The sequence below is a fragment of the Cobetia sp. SIMBA_158 genome, from assembly GCF_046566945.1.
GTDB classification, from domain to species: Bacteria; Pseudomonadota; Gammaproteobacteria; order Pseudomonadales; family Halomonadaceae; genus Cobetia; species Cobetia amphilecti.
The window spans coordinates 1-228 of the sequence record NZ_JAWJYL010001272.1 but is presented as its reverse complement, the minus strand read 5'-3'; the positions used below and the strand labels follow the sequence as shown (position 1 = coordinate 228).

The 228-nt window shown below is 25.0% G+C and carries 1 protein-coding gene; it reads right to left on the bottom strand.

All coding sequences use genetic code 11. The features are described from left to right. Nucleotides 1-228 (bottom strand): hypothetical protein (locus R2R70_RS23820; RefSeq protein WP_410979464.1); only part of this gene is annotated, 228 nt, incomplete at both ends.

The window sequence follows — 228 nt, the reverse complement described above, 5'->3', positions numbered from 1 at the left end:
CTAATTCTATTTGATGGCTGGAAATAGATCGAAAGTTATTTTTTTCGGTACGACTTCTATATATTTTTAAATACTGTTCAATAAAATAATCCGGAGCATCTAAATCATCAATTTTAAATTCAATTTTTTTATTTTTATAGTTAAAGGTGAGGTATTTTACATCGCTTTGATATTTTGAAAACTCTGTGGTTTCTTGCTTAACAATTATTTTTTCTTTTTTGATATCAG